21 protein-coding genes, 1 tRNA gene and 3 pseudogenes are annotated in these 23282 nt (G+C 62.7%); 12 read left to right on the forward strand and 13 right to left on the reverse strand.

Annotated features, from left to right (window positions below; all coding sequences use genetic code 11):
- Positions 1 to 117 precede the first annotated feature (117 nt).
- Both BKP54_RS18245 and BKP54_RS18250 read right to left on the reverse strand, forming a co-directional pair.
- Positions 118 to 645 (reverse strand): GNAT family N-acetyltransferase, encoded by a 528-nt coding sequence (locus BKP54_RS18245; protein ID WP_025425533.1) that lies wholly within the window; start codon positions 643 to 645, stop codon positions 118 to 120.
- Between the two features lie 2 nt (positions 646 to 647).
- Positions 648 to 1226 (reverse strand): XRE family transcriptional regulator, encoded by a 579-nt coding sequence (locus BKP54_RS18250; protein WP_084814690.1) that lies wholly within the window; start codon positions 1224 to 1226, stop codon positions 648 to 650.
- Positions 1227 to 1434: 208 nt separating this feature from the next.
- On the opposite strand from BKP54_RS18250, the gene BKP54_RS18255 reads away from it, so the two are divergent.
- Both BKP54_RS18255 and lepA read left to right on the forward strand, forming a co-directional pair.
- Positions 1435 to 2676, forward strand: coding sequence for an MFS transporter (locus BKP54_RS18255; protein ID WP_025425531.1), 1242 nt, complete (start codon positions 1435 to 1437; stop codon positions 2674 to 2676).
- 72 nt (positions 2677 to 2748) lie between these two features.
- Positions 2749 to 4584, forward strand: a complete 1836-nt coding sequence (gene lepA / locus BKP54_RS18260; RefSeq protein WP_025425530.1) for a translation elongation factor 4 — start codon at positions 2749 to 2751, stop codon at positions 4582 to 4584.
- A 370-nt stretch (positions 4585 to 4954) separates the two neighbouring features.
- Here the strand turns inward: lepA and BKP54_RS18265 are convergent, their stop codons facing one another.
- Genes BKP54_RS18265 through BKP54_RS18280 form a run of 4 tightly spaced genes read right to left on the reverse strand, consistent with a single transcriptional unit; the run spans position 4955 to position 7284 of the window.
- Positions 4955 to 5467, reverse strand: a complete 513-nt coding sequence (locus BKP54_RS18265; protein ID WP_225906193.1) for a GNAT family N-acetyltransferase — start codon at positions 5465 to 5467, stop codon at positions 4955 to 4957.
- Between the two features lie 19 nt (positions 5468 to 5486).
- Positions 5487 to 6053: a sugar O-acetyltransferase gene (locus BKP54_RS18270; RefSeq protein ID WP_025425528.1), complete on the reverse strand. Its 567-nt coding sequence runs from the start codon at positions 6051 to 6053 to the stop codon at positions 5487 to 5489.
- A complete protein-coding gene (locus BKP54_RS18275; protein ID WP_025425527.1) occupies positions 6050 to 6529 on the reverse strand; it encodes a GFA family protein in 480 nt (159 codons plus the stop codon). The genes BKP54_RS18270 and BKP54_RS18275 overlap by 4 nt, the downstream gene beginning before the upstream one ends.
- A complete protein-coding gene (locus tag BKP54_RS18280) occupies positions 6529 to 7284 on the reverse strand; it encodes a type 1 glutamine amidotransferase (protein WP_025425526.1) in 756 nt (251 codons plus the stop codon). Before BKP54_RS18280 ends, BKP54_RS18275 begins: the two co-directional genes overlap by 1 nt.
- Positions 7285 to 7646: 362 nt before the next feature.
- Between BKP54_RS18280 and rnk the strand changes: the two genes are divergently transcribed.
- On the forward strand, positions 7647 to 8054 hold the full coding sequence (gene rnk, locus BKP54_RS18285; protein ID WP_038576621.1) for a nucleoside diphosphate kinase regulator: 408 nt from the start codon (positions 7647 to 7649) through the stop codon (positions 8052 to 8054).
- A gap of 81 nt (positions 8055 to 8135) precedes the next feature.
- On the opposite strand, the gene BKP54_RS18290 is transcribed toward rnk, so the two are convergent.
- On the reverse strand, positions 8136 to 8591 hold the full coding sequence (locus BKP54_RS18290; protein ID WP_025425524.1) for a DoxX family protein: 456 nt from the start codon (positions 8589 to 8591) through the stop codon (positions 8136 to 8138).
- A gap of 302 nt (positions 8592 to 8893) precedes the next feature.
- On the opposite strand from BKP54_RS18290, the gene BKP54_RS18295 reads away from it, so the two are divergent.
- Both BKP54_RS18295 and BKP54_RS18300 read left to right on the forward strand, forming a co-directional pair.
- Complete coding sequence (locus tag BKP54_RS18295) at positions 8894 to 9175, forward strand: SelT/SelW/SelH family protein (protein WP_025425523.1); 282 nt, start codon at positions 8894 to 8896, stop codon at positions 9173 to 9175.
- An 83-nt stretch (positions 9176 to 9258) separates the two neighbouring features.
- Complete coding sequence (locus tag BKP54_RS18300; protein ID WP_025425522.1) at positions 9259 to 9603, forward strand: VTT domain-containing protein; 345 nt, start codon at positions 9259 to 9261, stop codon at positions 9601 to 9603.
- Positions 9604 to 9878: 275 nt separating this feature from the next.
- Here BKP54_RS18300 and BKP54_RS18305 read toward each other — a convergent pair whose 3' ends face one another.
- On the reverse strand, positions 9879 to 10505 hold the full coding sequence (locus BKP54_RS18305; RefSeq protein WP_025425521.1) for a ribonuclease D: 627 nt from the start codon (positions 10503 to 10505) through the stop codon (positions 9879 to 9881).
- 111 nt (positions 10506 to 10616) lie between these two features.
- On the opposite strand from BKP54_RS18305, the gene BKP54_RS18310 reads away from it, so the two are divergent.
- The 3 genes and pseudogenes from BKP54_RS18310 to BKP54_RS18320 all read left to right on the forward strand — a co-directional run bounded on the left by BKP54_RS18310 (position 10617) and on the right by BKP54_RS18320 (position 14179).
- Positions 10617 to 10928: a hypothetical protein gene (locus BKP54_RS18310; protein WP_025425520.1), complete on the forward strand. Its 312-nt coding sequence runs from the start codon at positions 10617 to 10619 to the stop codon at positions 10926 to 10928.
- A 99-nt stretch (positions 10929 to 11027) separates the two neighbouring features.
- Positions 11028 to 12059, forward strand: a complete 1032-nt coding sequence (locus BKP54_RS18315; RefSeq protein WP_025425519.1) for a hydroxyacid dehydrogenase — start codon at positions 11028 to 11030, stop codon at positions 12057 to 12059.
- 144 nt (positions 12060 to 12203) lie between these two features.
- Positions 12204 to 14179: pseudogene (locus BKP54_RS18320) on the forward strand (adenylate/guanylate cyclase domain-containing protein).
- A gap of 20 nt (positions 14180 to 14199) precedes the next feature.
- Here the strand turns inward: BKP54_RS18320 and BKP54_RS18325 are convergent.
- From BKP54_RS18325 to BKP54_RS18335, 3 genes and pseudogenes are all read right to left on the reverse strand, one after another.
- Positions 14200 to 15150 carry an adenylate/guanylate cyclase domain-containing protein gene (locus BKP54_RS18325; protein WP_025425517.1) on the reverse strand — a complete coding sequence of 317 codons (951 nt, stop codon included), beginning with the start codon at positions 15148 to 15150 and terminating at the stop codon, positions 14200 to 14202.
- Between the two features lie 349 nt (positions 15151 to 15499).
- Positions 15500 to 15586, reverse strand: a tRNA-Leu gene (locus tag BKP54_RS18330).
- 78 nt (positions 15587 to 15664) lie between these two features.
- Positions 15665 to 17091 (reverse strand): annotated as a pseudogene (locus BKP54_RS18335) (phosphomannomutase).
- Between the two features lie 389 nt (positions 17092 to 17480).
- Here BKP54_RS18335 and BKP54_RS36565 point away from each other — a divergent pair.
- Positions 17481 to 17795 carry a BA14K family protein gene (locus BKP54_RS36565; RefSeq protein ID WP_244445419.1) on the forward strand — a complete coding sequence of 105 codons (315 nt, stop codon included), beginning with the start codon at positions 17481 to 17483 and terminating at the stop codon, positions 17793 to 17795.
- 136 nt (positions 17796 to 17931) lie between these two features.
- Complete coding sequence (locus BKP54_RS18345) at positions 17932 to 18705, forward strand: hypothetical protein (protein ID WP_025425514.1); 774 nt, start codon at positions 17932 to 17934, stop codon at positions 18703 to 18705.
- Here BKP54_RS18345 and BKP54_RS18350 read toward each other — a convergent pair.
- Positions 18706 to 19039 (reverse strand): annotated as a pseudogene (locus tag BKP54_RS18350) (DUF6665 family protein).
- Between the two features lie 518 nt (positions 19040 to 19557).
- Here BKP54_RS18350 and BKP54_RS18355 point away from each other — a divergent pair.
- Positions 19558 to 20586: a hypothetical protein gene (locus BKP54_RS18355; protein WP_084814691.1), complete on the forward strand. Its 1029-nt coding sequence runs from the start codon at positions 19558 to 19560 to the stop codon at positions 20584 to 20586.
- 8 nt (positions 20587 to 20594) lie between these two features.
- Positions 20595 to 21188 (forward strand): hypothetical protein, encoded by a 594-nt coding sequence (locus BKP54_RS18360; RefSeq protein WP_084814692.1) that lies wholly within the window; start codon positions 20595 to 20597, stop codon positions 21186 to 21188.
- 253 nt (positions 21189 to 21441) lie between these two features.
- Here BKP54_RS18360 and rpsA read toward each other — a convergent pair whose 3' ends face one another.
- Entirely contained in the window at positions 21442 to 23148 is a 1707-nt protein-coding gene (gene rpsA / locus BKP54_RS18365; protein ID WP_025425511.1) for a 30S ribosomal protein S1, read from the reverse strand.
- Positions 23149 to 23282 lie beyond the last annotated feature (134 nt).

Consider the following 23282-nt stretch of genomic DNA (forward strand, 5'->3'; position numbering starts at 1 on the left):
CGAGGCGAAGGAGACGCGCGGCAAACTCCAGTCCCCCCTCTCCCCGCAAGCGGGGAGAGGGCTGGGGTGAGGGGCAGCGACACTGAAGGAGGGGCATCCGAGGGAGCGGCGATCCCCCTACGCCGCGATGCGCTTGTAGAAAAGCGTCGTGGCGCACAGGCCGCCCTCCGGCCACATGGCGTAATCGGGAATGACGCCGACGCGTTCCCATCCAAGGCGTGGATAGATCGCCTCCGCCTCGCTGCCGGTTGCCGTGTCGAGCACAAGCAGCACCTTGCCGCGTGCCGCCGCCTCCCGTTCGACGGCCTGCATCAGCAGCCGGGCGACGCCCTTGCCGCGGGCGGCGCGATGGACGAGCAGCTTCTTCAGATCGCCGCGATGCGGCTGGTTGGGCATCTGCGCCACGCCGACCTGGACCGTGCCGACGATCCGCCCCTCGTCTTCGGCAACTATCAGCAGCGTTTCATCGGCGGCAACCGCATTGGCGACGCCATCCCAGTAGGGCAACGCCGCCTCCGGCGGATAGGGCTGCATGAAACCGACGGATGCGCCGCCCTCGACGCAATCGGAGAGCACCTCGGCAAGCGCCGGCATGGCGGAACGGGTTTCGGCTTCGTTGAGCAGGCGGATCGTGATGTCAGGCATGGTCAAACCCTGGTTCGGCAAAGGACGACGGCATAGTGAGCCGGCTCATCATGGGGATTGTGAAAGACGTGGCCCTGCTCGAGCCCCATGAACAGGCAGTCGCCGGCTTCAAGCACATGCGACCCGGATTCCATGGTCAGTTCGAGCCGGCCGGAGAAAAGCCAGAGGTGCTGCGTAATGCCCCGATCGGCCGGTTGGCGTTCGAAGACGACGCGCGCGCCCGGCGGGAACTCGACCTCGACGATATCGACCGGCGAGCCGACACCATCAGGCGAGACCGAGCGGCGCAGATAGCCGGATTCCGGATCCCGCCAAAGTCTTTGATCGGCGCGCCGTGCAACCGGCGAAGCCTGCTGGCCGTCAAAGGCAAAGAGCGCCGACAGCGTAGTCGAGAGGGCGGTGCAAAGCTTGGCGAGCAGTTGCGCCGTCGGGCTCACCTCGCCGCGCTCGATGCGCGAGATCATGGCCCGGCTGACGCCGGACCGCGTCGCCAGATCGTCAAGTGTCAGGTTCTGCTCGGCCCTCAGCGAACGGACGCGTTCGCCGATGGCTTGTTCGAGTGGGTCGCCGGTGATTTCCATTATTTGAGATTACATTTCTCATATAATAGAGTCAAGACCTCGGGAACTGAAAATAAAGGCTGACAATGCCGCTTTGGCGACATTGCGACAACGCGCTTTCGGCTAAGGTCCGCAACGGGCATCCTGAGCGAAAAAACGTTCCCGCTCAATAATTTAGCACGACCTCACGAAACAGGCCGTCACGGCTGATGAAACGGACCGGCACGACATGGACAAGCAACCCTCCTCGCTGACGTCGATTGCCAGCATCGTCATGTCGATGACGGCTGTGGCGATCGGCAACGGCATGATGCTCGCCTATGTGCCTTTCGTGCTGACCCGGTCCGATGCGCCGGACTGGGTGCCGGGCGCCGCCGTCACCATGATTGCCTTCGGCGGGCTTGTCGGCTGCGTGATCGCCGGACCGATGATCCGCCGCGTCGGCCATGCCCGGGCGTTTTCCTGCTCGATGGCGCTGGTCATCCTTTCGGCGCTGACGATCAGTCTCGGCATGCACCCGATCCTCTGGGTGCTCGCCCGCGGCCTTTACGGTGCTGCCGGAAACACCAATTTCATCATCAGTCAGAGCTGGCTCAATCATGCGAGCGACAACCACTGGCGCGGCAGGGCGATGGCGATGTTCTACATGGCCTACGTGATCGGGCTTGGCACCGGCGCCTGGCTGTTCGGACAGATCCCCGTCGACGGTAACCTGCCGCCGCTCATCACCATCTTCTTCACGGCACTTGCCATCCTGCCGATCGGCCTGACGCGCCTGCCCACACCGCCGGCGCCGGCCAAGGTCAGCATCGATATCCCGATGGTCTGGCGCAGCTCACCTGTCGCCTTCATCGGCGTGCTTGCCGCTGGCGGTCTTTCGATGGTGGTACAGGGCTTCACGCCGATCTATGCGGCCGCCAATCAGGTGAGCCAGGGCGACGTTGCCAACCTGATGTTCGTGATGCAGCTCGGGCTGATCGCCATCCAGTATCCGATGGGCACGCTATCAGACCGGATCGACCGCCGGCTGGTGCTGATCGCCACCTGCCTGCTGATCGTTACCGCCGGCTTCTTCGCGCTCTCGGCGACCTTCAGCAATCTTCTCATGCTGATGGTGGTCTTCGCGCTGTTCGCCGGTGCGGTCGAGACCGTCTATTCCATCGCCAACGCACATGCCAACGACCGCACTGATCCGGCGGATTTCGTGCCGCTCGCCAGCACCATGCTGGTCGCCTGGTCGGCGGCGGCAACCCTGGTGCCGATGCTCGTCACGCTGCTGACGCCGGTGTTCGGGCCGCGTACTTTCATCTATGCGGCGATGGTCGTTGCGGCGCTCTATGCGCTGTTCGTGCTGATACGCCTCAGGAAACGCGACGAGGTACCCGCCGGCGAGCGCGAGACCTTCGAACTGAAGAGCGCGCAGGTGCCGAATGCCGGCGCGCTGATCGACGCGGATGCCAGAACCGAATAGCCGCCGCAGCCCCTCATTTATAGTGAACGAAGCCTTCATTTCCCGCTTTGCGCGGCTTGAAGGCACTGCTATATGCGGCCCATGAGCACAACATCTTCCAAGACGCCCCTGTCGCATATCCGTAACTTCTCGATCGTGGCCCATATCGACCACGGCAAATCGACGCTGGCCGACCGACTGATCCAGTCGACGGGCGGCCTTGCCGAGCGGGAAATGTCCGAGCAGGTGCTCGACAGCATGGATATCGAGCGCGAGCGCGGCATCACCATCAAGGCCCAGACCGTGCGTCTGCACTACAAGGCCAATGACGGCGAAACCTACGTGCTGAACCTCATCGACACGCCCGGCCACGTCGACTTCGCCTATGAAGTCTCGCGTTCGCTGTCGGCCTGCGAAGGTTCGCTGCTGGTCGTCGATGCGAGCCAAGGGGTGGAAGCCCAGACGCTCGCCAACGTCTACCAGGCGATCGACAACAATCACGAGCTCGTCACCGTGCTCAACAAGATCGACCTTCCCGCCGCCGAGCCGGAGCGGATCAAGGAACAGATCGAGGAAGTGATCGGCATCGACGCCTCCGAAGCCGTTCTGATCTCGGCCAAGACGGGCCTCGGCATTCCCGATGTTCTCGAAGCGATCGTCACCAAGCTGCCGGCGCCGAAGAGCGAGGGCGGCGATACCGCACCGCTGAAGGCGCTGCTGGTCGACAGCTGGTACGACGCCTATCTCGGCGTCATGGTTCTCGTGCGTATCATCGACGGCACCCTGAAGAAGGGCATGACCATCCGCATGATGGGCACCGACGCCAAGTACACGATCGAACGCGTCGGCGTGCTGACGCCGAAGATGGTGGCCATGGACGCGCTCGGCCCGGGCGAGATCGGTTTCATCACCGCTTCGATCAAGGAAGTGGCCGATACCCGCGTCGGCGACACCATCACCGAGGACAAGCGCCCGACCGCCAAGGCCCTGCCGGGCTTCAAGCCGGCGCAGCCGGTGGTGTTCTGCGGCCTGTTCCCGGTCGATGCCGCCGATTTCGAGGACCTGCGTTCGGCGATGGGCAAGCTGCGCCTCAACGACGCGTCGTTCTCGTTCGAAATGGAATCGTCGGCCGCGCTCGGCTTCGGTTTCCGCTGCGGCTTCCTCGGGCTCCTGCACCTTGAAATCATCCAGGAGCGCCTGGAGCGCGAGTTCGACCTCGACCTGATCGCGACGGCGCCTTCGGTCGTCTACAAGCTGTTCATGACCGACGGTTCGGAGCGCGAGCTGCACAACCCGGCCGACATGCCCGACGTCGTCAAGATCGCCGAGATCCACGAGCCGTGGATCCGCGCGACGATCCTGACGCCCGACGACTATCTCGGCGGCATTCTTAAGCTCTGCCAGGACCGGCGCGGCATTCAGATCGAGCTGACCTATGTCGGCACCCGCGCGATGCTGACCTACGACCTGCCGCTCAACGAAGTCGTGTTCGACTTCTACGACCGCCTGAAGTCGATCTCCAAGGGCTATGCCTCGTTCGACTACCAGATCACCGACCACAAGGAAGGCAACCTTGTGAAGATGTCGATCCTCGTCAACGGCGAGCCGGTCGACGCGCTGTCGATGATGGTGCACCGGATGGCGGCCGAAAAGCGCGGTCGCGAAATGTGCGAGAAGCTCAAGGAGCTGATCCCGAAGCACATGTTCAAGATCCCGATCCAGGCGGCGATCGGCGGCAACGTCATTGCCCGCGAGACCATCTCGGCGCTCCGCAAGGACGTGACGGCGAAGTGCTACGGCGGCGACGCCACCCGCAAGCGCAAGCTTCTGGAAAAACAGAAGGCCGGCAAGAAGCGCATGCGCCAGTTCGGCAAGGTGGAGATCCCGCAGGAAGCCTTCATCGCCGCGCTCAAGATGGGCGACGAATAAGCGTCAGACACCAATGACGTGCGTGGCGAAGGGGAGAGCCTGACGCCACGCCCTTGCTTGCAGACGTTCGCTGACGGCGTCTCCGTCCTCGGACTTGAGCCGAGGATCCACCTGCAAAATCTCGAAATAACGATCGCCTCTTTGCAGTTCGTGACGATGTCAGCATGGCCCGGCAGCGGGGCAGAGCTCGTCCATGGATCCTCGGGTCAAGCCCGAGGATGACAGTGGGAGGTGGTCCTGGCCAGCAACGGATCTCGGGGCAGTCGCCCACGGGGAGGCTGCAAAGCAGAGCTGATTTCTGTTCAGCCTCACACCCGACCGCCGTCATCCTCGGGCTTGACCCGAGGCCACCACCGACCACCAGCCGTCTTCAGCTCTCAGTGAGCAGATACCGCTTCGAGATGCGATCCACCGGAAGGCCGCTCTTGAGCGGCACCGCCTTGTCCACCTTGTAATCGACGAAACCCATCTTGCCGTAATAAGCAAGGCCGCCCGTGTTGTCGGCGCGGATGGTGGCGTTGATCGCGGTGAGGCCCAGCGCACGGGCATTGTCCCTCGTGGCCGCAAAGAGCGCCGAGCCGGCGCCGCGCACCTTGGCATCAGGGCGGGAGAACGTGCCGATATCGGCCCAGCCTTCCGGCAATCCGTCGTAGCGTTCCAGTGCCTGGAACGCGCAAGGGCGGCCGTCGACATCTTCGGCAACGAAGCAGCTGACGAAGCCCGGGCCGGCGAGGTAGTGCGCGGTAAAACTTTCGAGTGTGAACGGCGTCTCATTGGCAGTCGTGCCGCCGATCCGGATGATCTCGTTGAGGAAGGCGCAGAGCGCCGGCACGTCGGCAGGCGTTGTCGGACGCACCTTGATTGTTGTCATCTGGTCGACCATCAAAAACCTCTCTTTTGAACTACAACTTGCCGGATTGCGGCAGAGGCCGCGCCGGGTTGCCGACAACCGTCGCGCCCGCCGCCACGTCTCTCGTGACGACGGAGCCGGCCCCGACGATGGCGCCATCGCCGATCGTCACGCCACCGAGAATGATGGCGCCGCCGCCGATCCACACGTCCTTGCCGATCTCGACCGTCCTTGCGATCTCGATGCCACGGCTCCTGAGCGGCACGTCCTTGTGATGCTCGGCGCAATAGATCTGCACGCCCGGGCCTAGCATCGAACCTTCGCCGATCAAAATGCGGCCGCTGTCCAGCATGGTGCAGCCGGCATTGAGATAGACGCGGGGGCCAAGCGAAATGTTGATGCCATAGGAGCAATGAAACGGCGCTTCGATGAGAACATCATCGGCAACGCTCGCGAACAGCGCCCGAAGCGCCGGCGCCATCGACCCACGCGCATCGGGTGCCATGGTGTTGTGCTGGTGCACCGCGTCACGCGCGCGCTGACGCAGCCGCTCGAGTTCCGGGTCGAGGCAGCAGTACCAATCGCCCGCCGCCATCTTGCCGCGCTCGCTGGCGCTCACGGTTTTGCCCTTGCCTCGGCCGCTTGACGCCGCGCCAGGCTTTCCGCCGGCCACAGTGCCGCCATGTCGTAATAGATGTCGAAGACCGGGGCGCCGCCTTGAAGCGATAGCCAGGAGACCTTCGAGCGCGTGAAGATATGGGCATCCGGCGGGAAATCCGAAGGCCGATCGAGGCTTGCAATGCGCAGGAAGGCGAGCCAGCCGCGACGGCCGTAATCGCTCCAGAGCGCCGTCTGGCATTCACCGCAGCGATAGACATCGTGCGGCCGGCCACTCTCGGTCGGCAGCGTCACGACGATGGGTTCGCCTGCCGTCAGCTCGATGTTCTCACGCTCGATAACGCCATTGACAACGAAGGCGCTTCCGACCTGTCGCTGGCAATCGGTGCAATGGCAGCAGTTGACGAACATCGGCCGCCGTTTCAGCCGATAGCGGATGCGTCCGCAGAAGCAGCCGCCAGCAATGGTTTTATCCATCAGCAGGCCTCCTCCAGCACCTCGTCGCCCGACGCTGCGGCAATAGCATCGCCACGCCTGATGGTGGCGACCCAGGCGCGCGCCAAAGCGAGACCGGCGGCATTGGCCTTTTCGCCATGATGCCGGGCATGGGCAGGGTACTCTGCCAACCAGTTGGGGTCGAGCCGATTGATCGTCTGCGGGAACGAGCGGTTCCAATCCTCGACGAGATCGGTGTCGGCCTCGAAGTGGAATTGCGTGCCATAGGCGGCACGGCCGATGCGAAACGCCTGATGCCGGGTGACATCGTTTTCGGCAAGGTGCACCGCCCCTTCCGGCAGCGTGAAGGTATCGCCATGCCATTGGAAGATCGGAAAGCTTTCGCCGACGCTTGCCAGCACCGGATCGCTCTGCCCCTCGGCACGCACCCGCACATCGTGCCAGCCGAATTCTTTGGCTTCGCCCAACAGGTTCTTCGCACCATAGGCACGCGCCAAAAGCTGGCTGCCGAGGCAGATGCCGAGCACGGAACGCTCGCTGTCGCCGAAACGGCGCATCAGAGCTGCCAGTTGCGGGAGATAGGGGAAAGCCTCGTCGTCGAGCGCACTCTGCTCGCCGCCGAGCACGACCAGCGCATCGAAGCCATCGGGTTCAGTCGGCACCGGGTCGCCGGCATAGGCACGGCGAACCTCGATTTCGGCCTTGACCTCGCGAAGCGCCGTGCCGACCTGGCCGAGCTCCGTCTTCGCCATGTTTTCCACCACCAGTACCCGCATCATCACCTTCCCTTTGCCGTATGGGCGGAAGATTGATCACGACATGCGCCCCGGTTCAAGAGGAGAGAACCGGCATGGTGCTCATTGACCAACGCAGCCGGGCCTTGACTTCCGTGCCAAACTTTCCGACTTTCCTGATATCATGATGCTCGCGATTTCTTCCCTTCGCTGCTTCCGGGTGTGCCCGATCGCAGGAACCTGACCCCAGCCCGGATGCTTGCGCTCTCCGGGTCAGGGGAGCCTTTCGCGTCGGCAAATGAGAACCTCCGTTCCCATGCCACGATCCGAGCGCCGCGTTTTTCCAGAAAGAATCAGCAATGACGGCGCCCATGGCCCGTCGACAAGAACGTCAGGTTATCATCATGGCGACCACCGCCCGTAACAAACTTCCCGCGATCATCATCAATGCCGAGGACCACAAGCGTCTGACGGCGCTTGCCTCCTCCGCTCTCGACCGCATCCCCGAGGTCGCCGAGGCGCTTCTGTCCGAACTCGAACGGGCGCGGGTGACCACCCCTGGCAAGCTGCCGGCCGACAGCGTCCAGATGGGATCCACCGTCGCCTTCGACGCCGACAATGGTTTTGCCAAGCAGGTGACGCTCGTCTATCCCGGCGAGGCCGATATCGAGGCTGGGCGTATTTCGGTGCTGACGCCGATCGGCGCAGCACTCATCGGCCTGTCCGTCGGCCAGTCGATCGATTGGCACGACCGCTCCGGCAAGGTCCACCGGATGACCATCCGCAACGTTACACCGGCCGAGCGGGCCTGAGCGCACCCCCGAAACGCGTCGAGGAGGCCGGTCGTCAGACCGCCCTCCCCGCTTTTCAATCAACTCTTGCCCGAAGGTCGATCAGAACTGCTTGCCGAGCTTGGCGTCGACGGACTGGCTGTTGGCGCCGCGAACGGCGAAGAAGAACAGGATCGCTGCCCAGAGAATGGACTTTTCGGCGCCACCGAGGCCCTGGTCCTGCACAACGCCATGGAAGTAGACAGTGACGAGCAGCACGATCATCGCGGCAACCGAGGCCGGACGGGTGAGAAGGCCGATCGCGATCAGGATGCCGCCGAAGAATTCTGTGGCGGCCAGCAGCGGCGACCAGAAGACGCCGGGGTAGAAGCCGAGGCTTTCGACCATGCCGACAGCCCCGAAGGGATTGATGATCTTGCCGTAACCGTGGGTTACGAGCAGGACGCCGCACAGAACGCGCAGCAGCGTTTCGGCAAAGGTATCAAGCGGCAGATAGATCTTTTCCAGTGCCGGGAGGATTGCACGGGGACGGGAGGTCGAGACGGTAGCATCAGTCATGGGTAGGTCCTCTTGGAGGTGGCTGCGACAATATGTGCAATGCAGCAATGTCTCGCCGGGCGTCTTTTCGTTTGCAAGGGAGCGACCGATAAAAACATGACTAAATCAGTTGACAATTGCGTGAGAGGCGCGTGACCGCCGGTTGTTTCCAGATCGACCGCTACCGCGCCAAGCGGTCGGCGTGACGCACCAGGGACGGTGTAACGCCTGAAACCTGCTGTGTAATTTTCTCATTTAACCGGTTCCGGTTTTACGGGGTTATGCAGTATGTTGCCGCGCACAAACCAGCCGGGAACCACCAGATGGACGAGAAGCCGCGGATCACCATCCTTTATTGCACGCAGTGCAACTGGCTTTTGCGCGCCGGCTGGATGGCACAGGAGCTGCTGCAGACCTTCGGCCAATCGTTGGGTGAAGTGGCGCTGATCCCCGGCACCGGCGGCAATTTCGAGATCCGCGTCAATGACGAACTGATCTGGGAGCGCAAGCGTGACGGCGGTTTTCCCGGACCGAAAGAATTGAAGCAGCGCATCCGCGACATCATCGAGCCGGAGCGCGATCTCGGCCACACCGACAGGAGCTGATCCTGGATTTCGGCATTCTCGCTGGCGTTTTCTCGGCAGCCTTCCTCTCCGCGACACTGCTGTTCGGCATGTCGGAGGCGGCGATCGTCGCCGCCGCACTTCATGGCGAAACCGGCCGTGTCGCCCTTTTCGTCGCGGCCACAGCTGGCAACGTCCTTGGCGCCGTCGTCAATTTCGTGCTTGGGCGGTTCCTGATCCGCTTTGAGGGAAGGCGCTGGTTCCCGATCTCGCCTGCGGCGCGGCAGAAGGCGGAGACGCTGTTTGCGAGCTATGGCCAGCCGGTGCTGCTCTTATCCTGGCTGCCGGTGGTCGGCGATCCGCTGACGCTCGTCGCCGGGCTGTTGCGCATGCCTTTTGCACTGTTCCTGGTGTTCGTGGCGATCGGCAAGGCGGCGCGTTACGCCATCGTGCTCTGGCTGACGCCGTGATACCAACCTTGCGCTGATATTGACGTCTTGCGTGGGACCGTGCGGTCATCCGGCAAGGAGCATACCGCAGGACGATGCTTTGGCATCGGTCGAGGATTGCGACGCTGCCGGTGGCCGATACACGGCCCACCCGAAGGGCCGGGCGCTTTTGGCATCCTGATAGCGTCGACACTCCTCACCGCGCCGCTTGGGTCCGGTTGCGATTGTCTCTTTGCCGGAAACCAAAATCGCTCCGGCGCGAGAGGTCAATATCAGCGCAGGTTGGTATGACCCGTTCAGCTATGGGCGAAAATGTCGGTCTCGTCCCAGCCGAGCAGATCGAGCTTGGAGCGGGTCGGCAGGAAGGCGAAGCAGGCATCCGCATGGTCCATGCGGCCATCGCGCAAGAGCCGCCCCGTCAGTTTTTCGCGCAGCGCATGCAGGTGCAGCACGTCGGATGCGGCATATTCGAGCTGCGCCGGAGACAGGGTCTCGGCCGCCCAGTCGGAGGACTGCTGCTGCTTGGAAATATCGACGTCGAGCATTTCCTTCAGATTGTCCTTCAACCCGTGGCGATCCGTGTAGGTGCGCGTCAGACGCGAGGCGATCTTGGTGCAGAACACCGGCGTCGTCGTCACGCCGAAAGTGTGGAAGAGTACGGCGATATCGAAACGGCCGTAGTGGAAAATCTTCTGCCGGGCCGGGTCGGCGAGCATGGCGACGAGGTTCGGCGCATCCTTCTGGCCGGCGGCAATACGGATCACGTCGGCGGTGCCGTCGCCCGGCGAAAGCTGGACGACGCAGAGCCGGTCGCGGCGGGGGACAAGGCCAAGAGTTTCCGTGTCGACGGCAATCGCGCCCCGGTAGCGGGCGGCATCGGCTGCGGAAATATCGCCTTCATGGAACCGTATTGCATTCGCCATCGAAAATCCCCAGATGAAACGGAAGTGGTGTCGCCTATAGCGCAAGTTTGGCCCTGGCGAAACCGTGTCATGGCACCTCGCCGCGGGTGCACCCTTCGAAAGCTCGCATTGATGACCTCCTCTCGCACCGCCTCGGCTCTTTCGATCATATCGCTCGTGCTTGGCTTCACGGTCGTGCCGGCGCTGGCGCAGAACTATAGGGACCTGCCCGGTGTGCGCCCGATGGATCCCCTGAACGACAACGGCGACAAGGTCGTCTGCCAGCAGACACTTGTCGATCGCGACTATCCGTTCGAATCGAGCTCGCGCGGCGGGCCGCGCTACGACACGATCTACAACTGCCGCCGCGGCGATGGCCCGGTGTTCCAGGGTAGCGATTTGCCACCGTCACTCTACCGGCAGAAGCGCGGGCTCGGCTACTAATACCAACCTGCACCGGTTCGGCTTGGCAAGCCGATGAATACTTCCTAGAAAATTGGGCAAGGAACTGTGGAGGTGTTCTGCCTCCACCGAGGAGGAACAATGCCCAACGACACGAGACCGCTCGCCATCAGCGTGCCGGCGCCGCGCACGCTCGACCTGATCTTCACAGCCGACGCCTTGAAGCAACTGCACGAGCGCTACCGCATCGTTGAGACCGATCCGGATGAGATCGCCGGCCTTGGCGACGAGGTGCTGTCGCAAGCGCGCTACATCATCGGCCAACCGCCGCTCGACCACGATACCTTGGCGCGCCTGCCGAAGCTGCGGGCCATTCTCAATGTCGAGAGCAACCTGATCAACAACATGCCTTATGAGGTGCTGTTCGAACGCGGTGTCCACGTCGTCACGACCGGCCAAGTATTTGCCGAGCCGGTCGCCGAAATGGGGCTTGCGATGGCCCTCAACATCGCGCGCGGCATCGTCGACGCCGATCTCGCCTTTCGCGAGGGCCGGGAGCTTTGGGGTGGCGACGGCAATCGCTCGGCGCGACTGCTCTCCGGCTCGGACATCGGCATCATCGGCTTCGGAGACCTGGGCAAGGCGCTCAACCGGGTGCTGTCAGGCTTCCGCGCCAGGATCCGCGTCTTCGATCCCTGGATGCCGGCCTCTATCCTCCGTGACAACGGCGTCGAACCGGCATCGCTGGAAACCGTGCTGACCGAAAGCGATTTCGTCTTCGTCGTCGCATCGGTCACCAGCGAGAATGAGGGTTTTCTCGGCGCGAGGGCCTTTGCCAGCATGCGGCCGGGGGCAGCCTTCATCCTGCTCAGCCGCGCCGGCGTCGTCGATTTCGATGCGCTAATGGCCGCCGTCGAAAGCGGGCATATCGTTGCCGCCAGCGACGTCTTCCCGCAGGAGCCACTTCCGCTCGACCACAGGGTGCGCCGCCTGCCCGGCTTCCTGCGCTCGGCGCACCGCGCGGGCGCGCTCGACAGCGCCTTCAAGAAGATGGGCGACATGGTGCTGGAAGACATGGACCTGATGGACCGGGACCTGCCGCCGATGCGCTGCAAACGCGCTGAGCGCGAGACGGTCGCACGGATGCGCTCCAAGCCGGTGACGGTCAACTGATATCGACCCAGCTTGGTATAAGCTCTTCGCCATCGGAGATTTCATCGTTTCGCTGACGGCCGGGAATGCATTGCCCCCGATTAACGTGTTTTATGGGAAAAGCACGTAGCATCGCCAGGACAGGCGCGAGATCAGAGACACGCAATGGCCAACAAGACGTCCGGCTTTCTCGGAACCAGGATACGCGACAGCTGGAACAGTTCGCTGCGTTCGCTGTTCAGCCTGGTGATGGTCGCCATGCTGATCGCCGTATCCGGCATCCTTGTCGGGCTTGACTATCACCGCTCACGCAACGCCGCGATTGCGGATGCCGAATCCAACATGCGCGGCTTTGCCGGCCGCCTGGTCGATCGTCTCGGCGTGCTGTCCGGCGACACCTCGGCGCTTGTCAGCCTCGTCTCGTCGGTCGCCAACTCCTTCCTCGTGCCTCCGCCGGAGCGCATGAACGACAAGGCGGCCGTGCTGCGCGAAGGCATCAGCCGCTCGCCGCATATCGACGGCGTCTATGTCGGCTACCCGAGCGGCGCGTTTTTCCAGGTGGTCGATCTCAAGCACATCGCCTGGCGCATGGCGCTCGATGCCCCACGCGGCGCCTCCATGGCTGTCCGCTCGATGGAGCGCGACGCCAGCGGCAAATCGATCAACCGCGTCATCTTCCTGGACGAGGCGGGCGAACCGACGTCGGAGCGACGGTTACCGCCGTCGGGCTACGATCCGCGAACCCGGCCCTGGTACCAGTCGGCCGTCGACGGCACGGCTGCCGTGTCGAACGGCCCTTACGAGATGGCAACGACCGGCGCGCTCGGCATGACGATCTCGCAGGCGCACCGCGGCAATCCCAAGATCGTCATCGGCGCCGACGTGGTTCTCGACACCATCACCGATTTCCTGTCGCGCGAACGGCTGACGAAGGGATCCGTCTCCTTCATCCTCGATGCGGTCGCCGACCGATCATCCACTCCGACCGGACGATGATGAAACGCATCATGTCGGCCAAGGACAAGGACGATCCGATCGTCCCGCCGCAGAACGATCCGCTGGTGCAAAGCATCCGCCTCAACCCGCCACCGCCTGGAAAGGCCGGTTTCGCCGAGGTGGGGGACCGGACCTATCTGGTCATGGTGACACCGCTCGAATCGGAGCTGCTGCTGACCGGACACCGGGCGGTCGTCGCCGCCCCGCTCGACGAACTCATGGCCGACGCCAACAAGGCACTGATCCAGGGGCTTGCAATATCCGGCGCCGTAGTGGCGCTCGCCGTCCTGTCGTCGCTGGTGCTCGCACACCTGATCACTAAATCGCTCAACCAGTTGACCGCCAGCGCCAACCGGCTGCAGGACCTGGATTTCACCACGCCGATCGACGTGTCGTCGCATGTCAGCGAGATCTCCACGCTCGGCGGGGCGATGAACCGGGCACGCGACGCGATCTTCACCTTCGCGCTCTACGTGCCGAGGGAACTGGTGCGCAAGGGCATCGAATCCGGCCAGTTCAGCGGCCGCGCGGCCTGGCGTCAGGAGGTCACGGCACTTTTCACCGATATCTACGATTTCACCACCTTGAGCGAACGCCACGCGCCGGAAGAAGTGGTGGCGATGCTTTCGGAATATTTCGACATCTTCAGCGAGGTCGTCGATGCCCATGACGGCACGATCATCCAGTTCCTCGGCGATTCCGTCTTTGCCATGTGGAACGCGCCGGCGCCAGACGAGCGCCATGCGGAGAATGCCTGTCGTTGCGCGCTGGCAGTCGAGGAACGGTTGCAAGCGTTCAACGAAGCGCAGCGCAAGAAGGGCCTGCCGGAGTTCCGTACGCGCTTCGGCATCCACACTGGCACCGCCGTTGTCGGCAGCGTCGGCGCGAAGGAACGGCTGCAATATACCGCCATGGGCGACACGGTGAACGTCGCCTCGCGACTCGAAGGCATGAACAAGAACTACGGCACGACGATCATGGCGAGCGGCGCCGTCGTCGCCCAGGCATCCGACGCGATCACCTTCCGGCCGCTCGGATCGGCGCAAGCCAAGGGGCGCGCCACGGCACTCGATGTCTATGAGGTGCTGAGCGCGCGGCCGATCGTCGAGGATGCAGCCTTGAAATCACCGACGACATCATCCTGAGGCGCCTGCAGCGCGCGCCGTCAACGCCGGACGCCATCTCTCTGGCGCATGACCCAACGGATGCCAGCAGCAATAGCGATCGCAAGCAACGGCCACACCGCCCAGAACACGCCCCGCCAGGACAGGAGGTTGATTGCGACGAGAGCCAGACCGGCGACAGCAAGCGTGCCGATGACCCGGTCGATCTTCCTGTTTGCCCGCACCCATCGCAAGGCCGCGAGAACCGCGAATGCCAGCAGGGGCCATGCGGCCCAGAACACGCCGCGCCAGGTCAGCAGATTGAGCGCCGCGAGGCCGGCGCCGATGACCGCCAACGTTCCCATAAGCTTTCCGGTCAGGCCCGTCGGTTCAGCCGCGGCTTCGATCGGTACGGTCGCGGATCGGCCGGATTGCTCGGCCGACCGGCCCCATTCGGCTTGGCGGTCCGCAGCCGCCCCGCTGTCATCGGACGCACCGATGCGCACGGCATAGCTCGGCACGCCGCCGTCGATGTTCTTGACCTCAAGCTGGCCCAGAAACTCGAAGCCGACGGCGATCTTGTTGCGCACCTGGTCATAGACGGTGTTGGAGATCACGATGCCGCCGGCAGGGGCGGACGCCTGCAGGCGAGCGGCAACGTTGACGCCGTCGCCATAGATGTCGTCGTCCTCGGTGATCACATCTCCGAGGTTGATGCCGATGCGAAACAGCATCTGCGCATCGTCCTTGCTTCTCGCGTTGTAACCGGCCAGCTCGTTCTGGGCGTCGATCGCCGCGCGCAGCGCCTCGACGACACTGGGGAAATCGGCGATCAGCCCATCCCCCCAGGTGTTGATGACCCGGCCGTCATGCGCCTCGATCAGGCGCGTCATGGCATCCCGGTACCGCTTGAGAGTAGCAAGCGTACCCTCCTCGTCCGCCCGCATCAGGCGGGTATAGTCCTGGACGTCAGCGGAGAAGATGGTCGTCAGCTTGCGACGCGTGTCAGCCATCGCGGATGATCCTCGCTCGAAATCCGCCGCCGCAGCGGGTGATTGAATAGTAGCGAGCCTACCACAGATCGCAAGACGCGCCGCCACAACGGCTTCCTTACTGGCTGAATGACCCTGTACCGCGCAGATGCACCAGACGCTGCAGAAATGGCTCACGCGGCGCGCTAGCAGGCACACAAACCCTATGCAGGAACGTGGCTCCGCCGCGCGGTTTCGAACTCGGGAAATCGGGCATTTTTCATCAGGCAAACTTGCGGTGGTCGCTCGCCGTTCAGGCCAAAAGCCAGAAACGAAAAAACCCCGGCAAGCCGGGGTTTTTCGAACCAAAACAAATGTTTGGCTAAAGGAATGGTGCCCAGAAGAGGACTCGAACCTCCACACCCTTTCGAGTACCAGCACCTGAAGCTGGCGCGTCTACCAATTCCGCCATCTGGGCGACGGACCGGCATGTAAAAGGCCCGAGCCGAAGTGTCAACAGGCATTTTGAAGTTTTCGTGTCAGAACACGAAAAAGGTCAGTTTGACGTCACTTTTGCCCAGGATCGAATTGTGGAAAGTCCTTGAGCTAGCAGCGATTCCGCCTCTGCTGTCGTCTCGGCCTCGACATAGCAGCGCATTTCCGGTGCGTTGCCGGACGGGCGGAAATGAATCGTTCGACCATCGGCAAGGGTAACGCGCAGACCATCGATGTCGCTGACGGCAGCCGGACGGCCAATGGCGGCAAGGAAGCCGCCGAGGTTCTCCGCCCCACCGCGCAGAAACGCCATCAGCCGGCTGCTGGTTTCGACCGGGAAGTGTTCGAGGCGTCGCTAAGCGCGACCGGAAGACGATAGGACGCGGCCAGCGCCGAGAGGGTCATCCGGGCTTCGGCGGCGCGCCCAAGCACGGCGAGGATCGGCAGGAAGCTGTCACGGGTGGGCAAAGCCTTGAGAACACCATTGCCGACGGAGAAGTCGCTCGCGGTCAACGTGCCGCCATTGGCCTCGAAGCCGGCCACCTTCGTGCCGCCTTCCGCAACTGCCTGCGCCATTCCGGCGATGACATAGGGCGAACCGACCCGGGTGCGGATGACCGACAGACCTTCGGCTCGTTCGAGACCCGAATTGGAGGTGACCGGCGTCACGGCGATCTGGGCACCGAGGAACTCGCAGGCGACGAGGCCCAACAGGTCGCCACGAAGCGGCGCGCCCTTTTCATCGGCAACCAGCGGCCGGTCACCGTCGCCATCGGCCGAGACGATCGCATCCAGGCGATGTTCAGGCGCCCAGGCGGTAAGCTTGGCGAGCGTTTTAGGCGAAACCGCCTCGGTATCGACAGGCACGAAGTCCTCGGATCGGCCGAGAGCGACCGTCTCGGCGCCGAGATGCGTCAGCAACTCGACGAGCAGATCGCGGGCTACCGTGCTGTGCTGATAGACGCCGATGCGCAAGCCGCCAAGCGAACCGGGTGGCAACAGGTCCCTGTTGCGCTGGAGGAACAGATCTGCGGCCGACGCCGCATGGTCTTCACCGGAGCCGGCCGAAGGCACGGCCTCGCCGGCAATGGCGTCGGCAATGGAACTGATCGCCAGTTCGTCGTTCTTGTCGATCTCACCGTCGGGCCGGTAGAATTTGATGCCGTTGCGATCAGCGGGAATATGCGAGCCGGTGATCATCAGGCCCGCAGCTTTGTGGACGAGGCCATAAAGCGCCAGTGCCGGGGTCGGAACAGTGCCGCAATCGAACACGCGAAAGCCTTCGCTCTTCAGCGCATCGGCGCAAACCCCCGCAATTTCAGGACTGGAATCGCGAAAGTCGCGAGCGATCAGGATCGGATCCCCGGCCTTCGCCTGCTCGGAGGCGATCAGGTGCCGCGCGAAGGCCTTCGCATAGCGTGCAGACGGCTCGCCTTTCAGCTCCTCGGACAGGCCGCGCAGACCGCTGGTACCGAACTTCAATTGCATCTTATACTCCGTGAATGCCAACGAACGGCAATAGGCAAGAATAACAGTGACATGGCAAACGCGCCGGTGCATTCTATACCGAACGGCAGACGGCGTGGAAATCCGGCCATCGGCCGAACGGATCCGCACCATTTCGCCATGAATAAACCAAGAAAAAAACACCTAATGTGAAGCAGGGACACAACCGGAAAGCAACCCTTTCGGAAAGTGAGGAAAGCATGACGGGATTTCGGAATTTCGTTGTCGGTTGCGCCTTAGCCGCCGCCTCCCTGATGACCTCGGTCGGGCCTGCCCTGGCCATGCCGCTGTCAGGCCACGACGTTCAAATCAGGGCGCAAGGCGATGTCCAAAAGGCCCAATATTACCCGTACAGGCGATACGGAGGCGTTATGTATCCCAACGGCTGGCGTGGCGGATGGGGCGGTGGCTGGGGCCCCGGCTACTACGGCGGAGGCTGGGGCGGCCCGTATTATGGTGGCTCGGGCTTCAGCCTCTATTTCGGACCGGGCTATGGAGGCTACTACAACAATTATCCCCGCCGCTACTACCGCGAGCGCTACTACTACCGCGACAACTATGTTCGCGGCGGCACCAACGCGCATGTGAGCTGGTGCCTTTCGCGCTACCGCTCCTACAATCCGGCAACCAACCGGTTCCTCACCTATCAGGGTGTCTATCGCGCCTGCTACTCGCCCTATCGATAGGTCACGCCCAAGCGGCGCAGCGCCGGCGTTGCGCCGCTTTACCAACTCCAATTTCTTGGAAAGGCTGGTTAAGCAGCAATTAACCTCGCCATCATACCGTTTCATCACGCTCGCAACTCTTTGCCGGAATGAAATGATGCTGCTCCCGACCCAGCAATCCAACGCCACCGCGACGACCAACCTGGTCGGCTCGATCCTGAAGGATATCGAGAAGCGCCAGGCGGAAGAGGACGAAAAGGCGAAAGGCACCAAGGACGACAAGATCCTGAAGGCCCAGGTGAAGTCGGACGACGCCCAGAAGGCAGCCAATACCAAGATCAACGATCATTTCTTCAATCAGGCAGGAAACGATGCCAATAACAACCGGATGGTGCTCATCCGGGAAGTCGGCGAGTTCTTCGACCTGAAGCGAGAGGATTTCAAATCCGATTTCGCCTTTGGCAGCGCACTGTCAAAGATCGTCGAGGACCTGCCACCGGCAACCGTTCGTGACATCGAAAAGAAGCTGGGGCTGACGGATATCGATGTCTCGCTGAACGAACTGATCGAGGCGATCAAGGACCCCGAGGGCAGCCGGGGCAAGAAGCTGGACGAGGCTCTCGACAGTAAGGGGTCTGCGAACACCGGCCAAAGCAACGGCGCTACGAAGGCGATACAGCGTCTTGCAGATGCTGCAGAGGCGAAGTCGCTGGACGAACTGCAACTGGACAGCCTGACTGGTGACCTGACTCGCGTCACCGACACCGAGACACTCGCCGAGCAGCAGAAAGAGTTACAAGCGCTTCAGGCCAAGGACAATCTGGAAGACGTGCAAGACGCGCGCGAGGCCGAAGCCGAGCGCCCGCTGCCGGTTCGGATCGACGAGATCGGTCGCTACAGCCTCGCCAGCCAGACGTTTATCGCCGCCTGATCATTTCCGACGGACGATACCCAGCCGGGCCATGACCTGGTTGGGTATGCCATAGCGCCGGATAGCGTCGCGGCTATCGCGCAGGCCGCAGATCTCGCGCTGGATAAAAAAACGCCCAGACCGCGTCAGCCGCATCGTCGAGCAACCGCTCGCGCAGCTCCGGCGTCGTTTCATTCCGCTCGAGCGCCTGCAATGCCGCGATCGCCTTTTCGACCTTGAGGCCATGCCGCCCGAGCGCGTCGGCACGCTCCGAAAGCAATTCGTATTCGAGAGCGCTGAGGGCACCCGCAGCCGAATAGGAGGGGTTCAGGGATCTTGGAGGGCGAACGGTCATCCGAAACTCCATGGCTCCAACACGGATAGCGCCACGCGTTGACTACAGCGCCGCGCGTCTTATTGGACGCGCAAAGGTCGCTGTAGCACTTTGAATTGCTGCATGTTTTTATCCTTAAATCGAATAGGATTTAAGGAAACATGCAGTAACACGCGCAACTGCGGTTGCAGCGTGCATCTTGCCGCCGGATCGGTCGCGATGCAAAGGGTTCGTGCGGCAACGGGTCTTTGCGCGCCCAGGCGACAAGGCACTGCGACCTCCGTCGCACCCCATCGCATGGTTAAGATTTCATAAACCTGTCTCGCCTAACATCGAAGCATCATGCCGATTCCCGTATCCGCACCTTAGCTGCGGCAGGTCTGGCCGGTTGGCCGAGACGCGCATGAGGCGCCAGCCCGAACCGAAGTGACAACCTGCCCGACGGACGGTCGAGGTGATCCGTGGAACGGCGTGAAATGCGGATGCCGGCTGTCAACGGCCGCGCGCCAACGCGAGGGTCAAGCGAGAGGGAGACCAGAATGCTGACATCCATTCTCACGGTCAAAACCGCGACCGGACTTGCCGAGGAGGCAAGCGCTCGGCCCCAACAACCGGCAGCGCCTCTTACTGCCGCCCAGCGCGGCGAAGCGATCCAGAAGGTCCTCGACGCGCTGACCCGGCATCTCGCAGGCCGCGAGATCCTATCCAAGGACGCGCTTGTGCGGCTGATGGAGGACCTTGCCCGCATCCTGAAATTCCCGCCGCTGCCACAGGAAGGCGGGCGCGACTTCGTGCGACGGCTCGTCACCTTTCTTGAATCGATGCCGATGCCGGAACGCCTGGCGCTTGAGCGGCAACTGGGCGGTCGCAGCCTGGCGCTACGGGTCGGTATCCTTGCAGACCTGCCGGCCATCCGAAATGGTGCGGCGCCACCCTCCATGGGCGCCGCATTGCCCGGCCTCAGCAACCCATCCCTGCAGCCAGCCATCCCGCTGCATCTGGCCGCCGCCAGCGCACCGGCTGCAAGCGAGGTCGCCATGCTGCAGACCGCGCTGAAAAAAACTTTTGGCGTCGGCAGCGAGAGTGACACGTCGAGTCTCGCATCGGAGGAGATGGACGCGACACCACCTGCTGAAGACGCAGCAACGGTTCGGCCTCAGACTTCGCCAGAGCGGGGAGAACCGAGAGCGATGCCCGGCAGGCTGCCTTCGCTTGATGGCCCCGAGATCGAAGCCCTGGCCGCCATCATCAATGGCGACACCGACCCCGAACTCGTCGATCCGGAGGTTGTTACCGGCAAGGCAGCGGTCGATGATGAGGAAAATGCGTCGCCGCACCCTGCCGCCGCGGCTGACGATACCGATTTGCCCGCAAAGGCCAAGGAAGCAGAGCTGCGCAACGGCACGCCCGGACGGATGCGGGCACCGAGGCTGGCCACGCCGACGAAGGCGAGGAGCCAGACGGCACCTATGGCCCGCTGCGCGACGGCGAGGATCAGCTGCAGAACGACAGGGCAACGACGCGCGGCAACGAGAGCCGTACGGACCGCGCGCTTTCGGACGCGCTGAAGACGATCGTGCGCGATACGCTCGGCCTGCCGGGAGAACCTGCAGGCGCCGACCGACCCGAAGGGATCGCACCCGAACTCGAAAGCGCCGAAGCCGACGCAGCAGCGAGCCATACAGAGACGGATGGCACGGAGCCGGGCCGCGCAAACCCGCTCCGCCCCCGCGATACGGCTGCAGGCGCTGAGCTTGCCGCCCTGAGCGTTGCGGAAGACCAGACGGAGCCACCAGGCCCGGCGGGCGCCACCGCCGTCCAGCGCGCCCAGAGGCCGACGGACGACCCGGCGATGCAACAGGCGATCGCACGGTTGATCGAAAACGGGCTGCCGCGCGAAGCGATACCCTTTGCTATGATCCCCTATCCGATCGCAGTTGAGGACGTGAAGAGCGAGGCGGAAAAGAGCGAGCGCGACGATGGCAGAGGCGAAGGCGGCGAAGAGCCGAACGGCGACCACGAAGCGGCGCAGGGCGACGGCGGAGCCGCACGGGACGAAGCCACGCAAGATGAGCAGCAGACCGAAGGCGGCAGGGGTGAAACGGGCGGCGAATGGAACGCCGAGCCCGATGTCTACGAACTCTATCGCAAGCTCGGCGGTCTTGGCTGACCCTCCGGACTGATCGCCGAAAGCATGTCGCGCAAAAGTGTGCAGTTGGTCCTGCGAGAACGACGTGCGCAAATCAAGAGCTGAAAGTGCCGCAAGCGAATCCTAGAGATCGCGATACGCGTTAGATCGGGTCGACTTCAGAAGAGCGATCCAGAAAACCAAGGACACTGCAGCCGAACGAAACGCTCACAAGCAAAAAGCCCGCGGAGATCGCTCTCCGCGGGCCTTTTTCATTTCAGGCGTCAGCGAACGATTACTCGTTGGTCTGGCGGTTCTTCAGAGCGGCGCCGAGAATGTCGCCAAGCGAAGCGCCCGAGTCGGACGAACCGAACTGAGCAACGGCTTCCTTCTCTTCCGCGATTTCCAGAGCCTTGATCGACAGCTGGATCTTGCGGTCCTTCTTGGAGAAGTTGGTGACGCGTGCGTCGACAACCTGGCCAACCGAGAAACGCTCCGGACGCTGTTCGTCACGGTCACGCGACAGATCGGCGCGGCGGATGAACGCAGTGATGTCCTCGTGGTTGACGAGCTTCACTTCGATACCACCGTCGTTGACGGCGATGATCTCGGCCGAAACAACAGCGTTCTTGCGCAGTTCGCCCGAAGCAGCGGCGTCGCCAACTGCATCCTTGCCGAGCTGCTTGATACCGAGCGAGATGCGCTCCTTGTCGACGTCGACGTCGAGAACAACGGCGCGAACGACGTCGCCCTTGTTGAACTCTTCGATGACCTGCTCGCCCGGACGGTTCCAGTCGAGGTCGGAAAGGTGCACCATGCCGTCAACGTCGCCGTCGAGGCCGATGAACAGGCCGAATTCGGTCTTGTTCTTGACTTCGCCTTCAACTTCGGTGCCAGCCGGATGGCTATGCGCGAATGCCTGCCACGGGTTCTCGAGCGTCTGCTTGAGGCCGAGCGAGATACGACGCTTGGTCGGATCGACTTCGAGAACGACAACGTCGACTTCCTGGCTCGTGGACAGGATCTTGCCGGGGTGTACGTTCTTCTTGGTCCAGGACATTTCGGAGATGTGGATCAGGCCTTCGATGCCCGGCTCCAGCTCGACGAACGCACCGTAGTCGGTGATGTTCGTGACGGTACCCGAGATCTTCTTGCCAACCGGATACTTCGCACCGATGCCATCCCACGGATCCGACTCGAGCTGTTTCATGCCGAGCGAGATGCGGTGGGTTTCCTGGTTGATACGGATGATCTGAACCTTGACCTGCTGGCCGATGTTCAGGATCTCCGACGGATGGTTCACGCGGCGCCATGCCATGTCGGTGACATGGAGCAGACCGTCGATGCCGCCGAGGTCGACGAACGCACCGTAATCGGTGATGTTCTTGACGACGCCTTCGACAACCTGGCCTTCTTCAAGGTTCTGAACGATTTCAGAACGCTGTTCAGCACGGGATTCTTCCAGAACGGTACGACGCGAAACGACGATGTTGCCGCGACGCTTGTCCATCTTGAGGATTTCGAAGGGCTGCGGGTTGTGCATCAGCGGGGTCACGTCGCGGATCGGACGGATGTCGACCTGCGAACGCGGCAGGAAGGCGACGGCGCCGTCGAGATCGACGGTGAAGCCACCCTTGACCTGGTTGAAGATGATGCCTTCGACGCGTTCGCCGGCTTCGAACTTCACTTCCAGGCGCATCCAGCTTTCTTCGCGGCGAGCCTTTTCGCGCGAGAGAACAGCTTCGCCAAGCGCGTTTTCGATGCGCTCAACGTAGACTTCGACTTCGTCGCCGACCTTGAGCGAGCCGTCCTTGGCCTTCGCGCCGAATTCCTTCAGAGCGATGCGGCCTTCGACCTTCAGACCGACGTCGACAACGGCGACGTCCTTTTCGATGGCCGTGACGATGCCCTTGGCAACATAGCCTTCGGCAAGATCGGTCTTCGCGAAGGATTCTTCGAGAAGCGCTGCGAAATCATCACGGGTTGGGTTGGTAGCAGACATGGAATCTCCTGATGCATCTCTAAATGAGAGACGCACATGCGCCGGGGGTTGGTGTTGAACAGGCCTGAACCCAGTCCGCCCCATCAAAGGGACAATCCGGCGCGTGGACGGAATTTCAGGCTTATGCAAGAAGA

Origin of the sequence: Ensifer sp. 1H6, from assembly GCF_001976035.1 — a bacterium.
GTDB classification, from domain to species: domain Bacteria; phylum Pseudomonadota; class Alphaproteobacteria; order Rhizobiales; family Rhizobiaceae; genus Ensifer; species Ensifer canadensis.